Genomic DNA, 7,816 nt, shown 5'->3' with positions numbered 1-7,816 from the left:
AATCCTCGATATGCAGCACCTGGATCTTCACACGCCCATTCTCCCGCGCAACTCGCGGCGGCTGGCCACCCCGCACCTTCTTGATCAACACGCCCTAGCGGAACGTGCGAATCCGTCAGCAGGGCAGCCAACTCCTCGTAGTCAACTTCCTCCGCCACCATTGCCCTCTCCCCTCTTTCGGCACCCTGAGCCTACGGCTGAAGAGTTGACGGTTCGGTGCAGATGAAACCAGCAAATATGTCGATGTGCGAGAAACGGTTCCAACGGACTTCCGCCGAGATGCACGGCGCCGGCGGAGCCCCTGCGCTTCCCGAAACAGTCGCTAAGTCGTAGCGTCGATGTAATGACCGGAAACTCCCAACAGCCGGCCGCGGATGTCGCTGCACGGCGACGCATCGTGGAAGAGGCGGTCCACAGCAGTGAGCTGGAGGGCTTGGCGGTCAGTTCCGAGACACTTCAAGATGCCGAGGAATACATCAATGGAGAGATCGACGCTCACGAGCTGGTGACGCGCACTCGCGCCCGGCACGGCCTCGACTAGTCCGAGCTTCGAGTCGGACAGCAACGCCCACGGGCTCCTCACCGCAGCCCTCGAACGCGGACTCGTCGCGCTCCGCGAATCGACCGGTCCACCCTCCAAGCGCCAGGCCGCGGAGACCTTCGAACTCCGGCTGCTATCAACCGCATACACTCGATGCCTCACAGTCAGGAGCGCAATGGCCATCGACTCATCGGGCTGGCTAGACGAGACGAAGGCGAAGCTGCGACGCGGCAACAAGGTGCTCTTCGATCTGAAGAACCCGCTGTTCTCGGATCTGGCGAACGTCATCAGTCACGAGAGCCACAAGGTGATGGTGCTCTGGGCCCTGGAGTTCGCCTCGACAGCCGTCGAGACCCTGGCAGAGCGATACCCGGACGAGCCGCGCCCGAAGGTCGCGCTGGACAAGGCGCGGGCTTGGGCTGCTGGTGAGGTGAAGATGCGGGTCGCTCGACGGGCGATCCTGGACTGCCACGCCGTTGCCAAGGAACTGGATTCGTCGGTCGACGTCGCGCTCTGCCATGCCATTGGTCAAGCATGCGGCGTTGTCCACGCGAACGGTCATGCCCTCGGGTTCCCCGTCTACGAGCTGACCGCGATCGTGCTGACCGAGGGCGTGGAGAACTGCCAGGAACCGGTCGAGCGTCGCGTCGCCGAGTACCTCGAACGCATCGACTACTGGCGCAAGCATCTCGTGGACTACAGCGGCACTTGGGCCGACTTCATGGAACAGTCGGGCCGATCGTGAGCGAGCGACCGATCCATGACGCCCTGGCCAGCCAGCCCTGAGACCGTTCATCCGCCGTGTGGGAACACCATCCATTGACCCTCTACCTACTCGGTTTGTCGGGAGATCGCAGCTTGGTGATGACTCCTGCGATGGAGACGATGGCCCAGACGCCTTCCAGGAGGAGGAATCCCCATTGCTGTTCTTGGAGTGCCAGGACTGCGAGCGTCGCGGAGCCAACCAGGTTCAGTACGAGGTAGGTCCAGGAATCATGCTGCAATCGACGCGTTTGGGCGACGACGAATGCGCTGAGGATCAGCAGGGATCCAGCGATCTGGACGATTTGTTCGAGCATGACGATGCGCCTCTTTCGGAGCGTCGTCTTGTCGTTCCGGGTACGGCGTGTCTCGTCCGGGCGCACCCACTGTCGAATGCCCTGCCACTCTCCCACGGCGCCGCCGCGCTGGTCTGAGAGATCGCAGGGCGATGGTGTTGCGCGCTGCTTCGCGGCAGGACGAGCCGCTGCATTGGTGAGGGCGGGCGACCTATCGGGTGCTTACCGCTTGTTGCAGTCGTGTGAGCCGTGCGTGCCAGTCCTGCTGTAGGCGGGGCAGGAATCGCGCGTCCAGGTGCCAGTGGACGACGTCGACGCGGGCCAGGTTCGCATCGCGGTGGATAGCGAGTTCGAGGCGGGTGTCCAGCGGCTGGGGTTCTCCCGGCCAGGTAATGCGCCATCGGTAGATCACCCAGCCGGCGGGGCGTTGATCGATGGCCAGCGCGCTGATGTGCCGGCCGTCGGCCTCGGCGTGGAGCACCTGGCCGGCGTCGGTGCGGTCGGTCCTGGCCGCAGTGGCAAGCCAATGAGTGAGCAGCACGGGGTCAGTGAAGTACCCGAAGACTGCAGCCGGGTCCGCGTCGACGACCGTGCTGGCGCGCAGCTCAGTGTCCATCGGGCACGCCTGCGGCGAGTTCGGCGAACACCTCGCCCGCCTCGGCCGAGCGCGACAGCGCGGCGGCCTGCCCGGCCCACAGCGACAGCAGCTCGCCCTGGTCCTGGCGGGCGGCCTCGGCGCGGAACTGGCCGGTGAGCCAGTTCTGCGCGGGGAACCGGGCGATCGCCCGCTGCTGTTCGATGGTGGTGACGGCACGGTTGGGGATGCCGCGTGCCGGCCGGCCGCTCATCGCCCGGGTCAGCACGGTGCCGTGCGCGGGGCTATGGCTGATCGCCTGCCGGTGCGCGTCGGGGGCGGCGGACTGCCGGGTGCGCAGGAAGGCAGTGCCGACCTGCACGCCGGAGGCGCCGAGGGCAAAGGCGGCGGCGACGCCGCGGCGGTCGCCGATCCCGCCGGCCGCGACGACAGGGATCGTGACGGCGTCGACGACCTGGGGTACGAGCGCGATCGTGCCGACCAGGGACTGTTCGGCCGGGGCGAGGAAGGACACCCGGTGCCCAGCGGCCTCGAACCCGGTCGCGACGATCGCGTCGGCCCCGCCGGCTTCGAGTGCGACCGCCTCCTCGACGGTCGTCGCGGTGCCGATCACCCGGATCCCGACGCTGTGGGCACGCTCGACGAACCAGGCCGGGGGAACCCCGTAGACGAGGCTCACTGCGGCGGGCCGCGCCTCGAACACGGTCTCGAGCTGCTCGTCGATGTCGGGCAGGAACCGGGTCGGCACCGGTGGAACGTCGATGCCGAGCTCGGCGAAGAACGGCGCCACGGCGCCAATCGCCGCGTCCAGGTCGGCGTCGACCGGGTCGACCTCGTCCCCGGTCGGCAGCCACAGGTTCACAGCAAACGGTCTTCCGGTTGCCGCATGCAGCGCCTGCACGGTCTCCCGGATACGCTCGGGGGCGTACCCGTAGAGGCCGTAGGAGCCGAGGCCGCCGAGGTTGCTGACCGCGGCGGTCAGCTCCACCGAGGACAGCCCGCCGAACGGGCCGAGCACGATCGGCGCCTGAATTCCGAGCAGTTCCTCCAGCCGTCTAGTCCTGGTCATTCGCGTGCTCCTGTCGGTTCGGGGTCGGGATGCCGCACCGCCAGCAGGCAGCTGCGGCCGGCGAGGTGAGCGCGCCGCAGTCCGGGCAGACCCTGTCCAGCCAGCACACCGCCTCCCCGCCCTCGGCAGCCGCCTTGGTCATCGCGCGTGCTCCTGAAGGACGTCGCGGAGCACGATCGCGTGGTTGATCTGCGGGTCGCGCGCCGCGTACAGGAGCGTCACGGAAGGGTGGTCCCGCAGCAGCGCGCGCAGTTCCTCGAGCGCCGGGTTGTCGGTGAGTTCGGCGCGGTAGCGGTCGGTGAACGCTGCGAAGCGGGCCGGGTCGTGGTCCCACCAGGAGCGCAGGCCCGGGCTCGGGGCGATCTGCTTGCACCACAGGGCCACCGCAGCGCGCTGCCGGCTAAGTCCTCGCGGCCAGAGCCGGTCGACCAGCACCCGGAAGCCGTCGCCCGGCTCGGGGGCGTCGTAGACCCGCTTGAGGCGCAGGCCCTCGGTCACGATACGCCCCCTCTTGGTGCGAGTAGACTCTGAATAAACAGGAGACTACTCCGGTTTATTGGAGGCGGACGGATCATGACGGCGGCCCTGGGCGTGCAGATCGCAGCGGTGTTCACCTGGCTCGGAATGGTGCTGGCGATCTCGTTCCTGGAGGCGCCCCTGAAGTTCCGTGCCCCCGGCATCACGATCCCGCTCGGTGTCGGCATCGGCCGGCTCGTGTTCCGGGCGCTGAACATCGCCGAGGCCGTCCTGTGGCTTGCCGTCCTCGCCGGACTGCTGCTGCGGGCAGCCGACGCATCGCCCGCGCAGCTCGCCCTTGTGGTCTTGGTGGGCGTCGACCTCGGGCTCGGCGCGCTCGTGCTGCGGCCGCTGATGGACCGCAAGGTCCGCACCGAAGGATCCGCCGACCACGCCCCCCGCACGCGCCTGCACCTGGGCTACATCGCTCTCGAAGTCGTCAAGGTCGGGCTGCTCGTCGCCCTCGGCGTTCTCGTGTTGGCCTCATGACCGAGCATTCCGAACCGAGCAGGGCAGCGACCGCGGTCGGGGCGGGGCACGTGACGATCCGTCCCAGCATCCTCTACGTGGGCACCCCGGTGATGCTGATCGCCTCGCAGAACCCGGACGGCACCACGAACCTGGCCGCCGCATCCTCGTATTGGGCGCTCGGGCAGATGCTCGTGATCGGCCTGGAGGACGGCGGGCAGACCATCGACAACGTCCTCGCCCTACCGGAGCTGACCGTCAACTTCCCCCAGCCGGAGCTGTGGGAGGCGGTCGAGGCGATCGGCGACACCACCGGTATGAGCCCGGTCCCCGCGGCCAAGACTCCCCGCTACCGGCATGTCGCCGACAAGTTCGCCGCCGCGGGTCTCACCCCTCAGGCATCGGAGGCGGTGAACCCTCCGCGCGTGGCGGAGTGTGCGCTGCAGTTGGAGGCCGTCGTCCGCCGGGTCACCCCGGGGCTCGGAGAGTACAACCTGGTCGAGGCCGAAGTCACCCGTGTGCATGCCGCCCCGGAGATCGTGGTGCCGGGCACCGAGCACATCGACCCGCGCGCCTGGCGTCCGATGATCTACTCCTTCCGGCACTACTTCGGCCTCGGCGCCGAGCATGGCCACCGCCCCACCAGCGATATCGCGGGGCGCACGCCATGAGGGATCTCGCGGATCGCGCCGACGTCGCCGAGCTCGTGACCGGGTTCTACCGGGCGGCGTTCGCCGACCCACTGCTGGGGCCGATCTTCACCCAGGTCGCGCGACTGGATCTGGAACATCACTTGCCGATCATGTGCGACTTTTGGGAGACCGTGCTGTTCCGCGCCGACCGCTACCACCGCAACGCGCTCCAGCTCCACCTCGTCCTCCACGCACGGCATCCGCTCACCGCCGAGCACTTCGACCGGTGGCTGGAACTGTGGAACCAGGCCCTCGACGGACGGTTCGCCGGCCCGGTCGCCGAACACGCCAAGGTGCAGGCCGACCGCATCGCCGCCTCGATGCTGCGACGCCTGGCCGGACGCTCCGGCAGCGCCTTCGAGACCATCACCCGCCGCCCGGACCGGGAGGAGCCCGCCGATGCCCGCATCAACCTCTGAACCCTCGCTCGTCTGCGCCGAGACCGAGCTGCGCACCGGCCACCCCATACGGAAGGTCATCGACGGTCAGGCGATCCTGATCGTCCGCGACGACACCGGAGTCATCCGCGCGGTCGACGACACCTGCACCCACGCCGAGATCTCCCTGGCCGACGGGTTCATCGAGGGCCGCACCGTGGAGTGCTGGGCCCACGGAGCACGCTTCGACCTCGCCACCGGCCAGGCACTGACCCTGCCCGCCGACCGCCCCCTGACGACCCGCCGCATCGAAGTCCACGATGGGATGATCTATGTCGCCTGAGCAGAACGGGCACCGCCCCGAACAGCACCGTGCCGCGTCGCCCTCCGCGGCCGGCCGCCAAGTCCTCGACGGACTGCATGCCGCCAACGCCCCCCTCGATGCTGCAGCTGTGGCGGAGCGGCTCGGCGTCCACGTCACGACCGCCCGATTCCACCTCGACCGCCTGGCCGACGCCGGCCTCGCCCGCCGCCGCACCGGCAGCGAGCCGCGGCGCGGACGCCCCCGGATCCTCTACACCCCGACAGGCCCCGAGCGAGATGAGGAGTCCCGCGAACAGCTCATCCACGTTCTCGCCGGCGCCCTGGCTGCAGAGGACACCGCCGGCACGGAGTCCGTCGACGCCGGCCGCCGCTGGGCTGACAGCTTCGAGCCGTTCACCGACGCCGACCCCGCATCAGGAGTCGTTGGCGTCCTCGACCGGCTCGGCTTCGACCCCGACATCCACGAGCGGCAGATCCGGCTGCGCGCCTGCCCTTTCCGCGACGCCGCCCGCGAGCACCCGCAGGTGGTGTGCGCCGTCCACCGCGGACTCATCGAACAGCTCCTCGAACCGACCGGCACCCGTGCCCGGCTCGTCCCCTTCGCCGAGCCCGACCTCTGTTTGGTCACCCTCGAACCCGCCGGCGCTGCCGCGCCCCGGTAGCGTCGGAACCCGTGTGCCGCGAGCCGGCCCACATGCCGCACCCGCGGCAGCGCACCACTGAATGGAGTCCCACCGTGCCCGTGCTGGATGAGTCCCTGACGCCTGTCTTCGAGGAGGTCGTGCGCCGCAACCCGGGCGAGGCCGAGTTCCACCAGGCCGTCCGCGAGGTGCTGGAGAGCCTCGGTCCGGTCGTGGCTAAGCATCCCGAGTACGCGGACGCCGAGATCATCCGGAGGCTGTGCGAGCCGGAACGGCAGATCATCTTTCGCGTCCCGTGGACCGACGACGCCGGTCGGGTCCAGCTCAACCGCGGGTTCCGCGTCCAGTTCAACTCCGCCCTCGGCCCCTACAAGGGCGGCCTGCGCTTCCACCCGAGCGTCTATCTCGGCATCGTGAAGTTCCTCGGCTTCGAGCAGATATTCAAGAACGCCCTCACCGGCATGCCGATCGGCGGCGCCAAGGGCGGCAGCGACTTCGACCCCAAAGGACGCTCGAACGCCGAGGTCATGCGCTTCTGCCAGTCCTTCATGACCGAGCTGTCCCGCCACGTCGGCGAGTACACCGACGTGCCGGCGGGCGACATCGGCGTCGGCGGCCGCGAGATTGGCTACCTGTTCGGCCAGTACAAGCGGATGACCAACCGGTACGAATCCGGCGTGCTGACCGGCAAGGGGCTGACCTGGGGCGGCTCGCAGGTGCGCACCGAGGCCACCGGCTACGGGGCCGTCTACTTCGTCGACGAGATGCTGCGCGGCGCCGGTGACTCCTTCGACGACAAGCGAGTGGTCGTATCCGGTTCAGGCAACGTGGCGATCTACGCGATCGAGAAGGCCCAGCAGCTCGGCGCCATCGTGGTCGCCTGCTCCGACTCCGACGGCTACGTCGTGGACGAGGCCGGTATCGACCTGGATTTGCTCAAGGAAATCAAGAACGGTCACCGCGGTCGGGTCAACGACTACGCCGAACAGCGACCCGGCGTGCGCTTCGTCCCCGGCCGGTCGATCTGGGAGGTTCCCTGCGCGATCGCGTTGCCCTGCGCGACACAGAACGAGCTCGATGCCGACGGGGCTGCGGCGTTGATCCGCGGGGGCACCCGCATCGTGGCCGAAGGCGCGAACATGCCAACCACGCCAGAGGCGATCCGGGCGCTCCGTGAGGCCGGCGTCCTGTTCGCTCCCGGTAAGGCCGTGAACGCCGGCGGAGTCGCCACCAGCGCACTCGAGATGCAGCAGAACGCCTCCCGCGACTCATGGACCTTCGAGTACACCGACGAGCGCCTCGGCGAGATCATGCGCTCCATCCACGACCGCTGCCTGGAGACCGCCGATACCTATGGAAAACCCGGCGACTACGTTGCCGGCGCGAACATCGCCGGCTTCACCCAGGTCGCCGATGCCATGCTCGCCCTCGGCCTCATCTAGGGCGTGTTGATCAAGAAGGTGCGGGGTGGCCAGCCGCCGCGAGTTGCGCGGGAGAATGGGCGTGTGAAGATCCAGGTGCTGCATATCGAGGAT

The 7,816-nt window shown here is 68.6% G+C and carries 12 protein-coding genes and 1 riboswitch; of the genes, 8 read left to right on the top strand and 4 right to left on the bottom strand.

All coding sequences use genetic code 11. The annotated features are described in order from the left end of the window. The first annotated feature begins 343 nt into the window (after positions 1 to 343). Positions 344 to 541: a hypothetical protein gene (locus tag ABS64_RS01205; RefSeq protein WP_292680223.1), complete on the top strand. Its 198-nt coding sequence runs from the start codon at positions 344 to 346 to the stop codon at positions 539 to 541. A gap of 175 nt (positions 542 to 716) precedes the next feature. Continuing rightward, entirely contained in the window at positions 717 to 1,286 is a 570-nt protein-coding gene (locus ABS64_RS01200) for a putative immunity protein (protein WP_292680221.1), read from the top strand. Between the two features lie 82 nt (positions 1,287 to 1,368). Here ABS64_RS01200 and ABS64_RS01195 read toward each other — a convergent pair whose 3' ends face one another. The 4 genes from ABS64_RS01195 to ABS64_RS01180 all read right to left on the bottom strand — a co-directional run bounded on the left by ABS64_RS01195 (position 1,369) and on the right by ABS64_RS01180 (position 3,761). Next, entirely contained in the window at positions 1,369 to 1,620 is a 252-nt protein-coding gene (locus ABS64_RS01195; RefSeq protein WP_292680220.1) for a hypothetical protein, read from the bottom strand. A 17-nt stretch (positions 1,621 to 1,637) separates the two neighbouring features. Continuing rightward, a riboswitch (guanidine-III (ykkC-III) riboswitch) is annotated at positions 1,638 to 1,705 on the bottom strand. Between the two features lie 105 nt (positions 1,706 to 1,810). Next, the gene (locus tag ABS64_RS01190; protein WP_292680218.1) at positions 1,811 to 2,215 is read right to left on the bottom strand and encodes an SRPBCC domain-containing protein; all 405 of its coding nucleotides are present in this window, start codon (positions 2,213 to 2,215) and stop codon (positions 1,811 to 1,813) included. Beyond that, positions 2,205 to 3,263 carry a DUF561 domain-containing protein gene (locus ABS64_RS01185; protein WP_292680217.1) on the bottom strand — a complete coding sequence of 353 codons (1,059 nt, stop codon included), beginning with the start codon at positions 3,261 to 3,263 and terminating at the stop codon, positions 2,205 to 2,207. The genes ABS64_RS01190 and ABS64_RS01185 overlap by 11 nt, the downstream gene beginning before the upstream one ends. 138 nt (positions 3,264 to 3,401) lie before the next feature. Then, positions 3,402 to 3,761, bottom strand: coding sequence for a DUF488 family protein (locus ABS64_RS01180; RefSeq protein ID WP_275759921.1), 360 nt, complete (start codon positions 3,759 to 3,761; stop codon positions 3,402 to 3,404). A gap of 75 nt (positions 3,762 to 3,836) precedes the next feature. Between ABS64_RS01180 and ABS64_RS01175 the strand changes: the two genes are divergently transcribed. The 6 genes from ABS64_RS01175 (at position 3,837) to gdhA (ending at position 7,723) form a co-directional block, all read left to right on the top strand. Further along, entirely contained in the window at positions 3,837 to 4,268 is a 432-nt protein-coding gene (locus tag ABS64_RS01175) for a hypothetical protein (protein ID WP_275759920.1), read from the top strand. Then, entirely contained in the window at positions 4,265 to 4,918 is a 654-nt protein-coding gene (locus ABS64_RS01170; RefSeq protein WP_292680214.1) for a flavin reductase family protein, read from the top strand. Before ABS64_RS01175 ends, ABS64_RS01170 begins: the two co-directional genes overlap by 4 nt. Then, positions 4,915 to 5,358 (top strand): group III truncated hemoglobin, encoded by a 444-nt coding sequence (locus tag ABS64_RS01165; protein WP_292680213.1) that lies wholly within the window; start codon positions 4,915 to 4,917, stop codon positions 5,356 to 5,358. Before ABS64_RS01170 ends, ABS64_RS01165 begins: the two co-directional genes overlap by 4 nt. Next, positions 5,339 to 5,659 (top strand): non-heme iron oxygenase ferredoxin subunit, encoded by a 321-nt coding sequence (locus ABS64_RS01160; RefSeq protein WP_292680211.1) that lies wholly within the window; start codon positions 5,339 to 5,341, stop codon positions 5,657 to 5,659. Before ABS64_RS01165 ends, ABS64_RS01160 begins: the two co-directional genes overlap by 20 nt. Continuing rightward, positions 5,649 to 6,302, top strand: coding sequence for a helix-turn-helix domain-containing protein (locus tag ABS64_RS01155; RefSeq protein ID WP_292680209.1), 654 nt, complete (start codon positions 5,649 to 5,651; stop codon positions 6,300 to 6,302). Before ABS64_RS01160 ends, ABS64_RS01155 begins: the two co-directional genes overlap by 11 nt. Positions 6,303 to 6,376: 74 nt before the next feature. Then, positions 6,377 to 7,723, top strand: coding sequence for an NADP-specific glutamate dehydrogenase (gene gdhA / locus ABS64_RS01150; RefSeq protein WP_292680208.1), 1,347 nt, complete (start codon positions 6,377 to 6,379; stop codon positions 7,721 to 7,723). Positions 7,724 to 7,816 lie beyond the last annotated feature (93 nt).

It is taken from the genome of Microbacterium sp. SCN 69-37, assembly GCF_001724435.1.
Lineage (GTDB): Bacteria > Actinomycetota > Actinomycetes > Actinomycetales > Microbacteriaceae > Microbacterium > Microbacterium laevaniformans.
The sequence above is the reverse complement of the archived record's forward strand: the minus strand, read 5'-3'. Positions and strand labels throughout refer to the sequence as shown.

Excerpts from the sequence above, each read along its gene's own strand:
- ABS64_RS01205 (WP_292680223.1), top strand. The coding sequence starts at position 344 with ATGACCGGAAACTCCCAACAGCCGGCCGCGGATGTCGCTGCACGGCGA.
- ABS64_RS01200 (WP_292680221.1), top strand. The coding sequence starts at position 717 with ATGGCCATCGACTCATCGGGCTGGCTAGACGAGACGAAGGCGAAGCTG.
- ABS64_RS01195 (WP_292680220.1), bottom strand. The coding sequence starts at position 1,620 with ATGCTCGAACAAATCGTCCAGATCGCTGGATCCCTGCTGATCCTCAGC.
- ABS64_RS01190 (WP_292680218.1), bottom strand. The coding sequence starts at position 2,215 with ATGGACACTGAGCTGCGCGCCAGCACGGTCGTCGACGCGGACCCGGCT.
- ABS64_RS01185 (WP_292680217.1), bottom strand. The coding sequence starts at position 3,263 with ATGACCAGGACTAGACGGCTGGAGGAACTGCTCGGAATTCAGGCGCCG.
- ABS64_RS01175 (WP_275759920.1), top strand. The coding sequence starts at position 3,837 with ATGACGGCGGCCCTGGGCGTGCAGATCGCAGCGGTGTTCACCTGGCTC.
- ABS64_RS01170 (WP_292680214.1), top strand. The coding sequence starts at position 4,265 with ATGACCGAGCATTCCGAACCGAGCAGGGCAGCGACCGCGGTCGGGGCG.
- ABS64_RS01165 (WP_292680213.1), top strand. The coding sequence starts at position 4,915 with ATGAGGGATCTCGCGGATCGCGCCGACGTCGCCGAGCTCGTGACCGGG.
- ABS64_RS01160 (WP_292680211.1), top strand. The coding sequence starts at position 5,339 with ATGCCCGCATCAACCTCTGAACCCTCGCTCGTCTGCGCCGAGACCGAG.
- ABS64_RS01155 (WP_292680209.1), top strand. The coding sequence starts at position 5,649 with ATGTCGCCTGAGCAGAACGGGCACCGCCCCGAACAGCACCGTGCCGCG.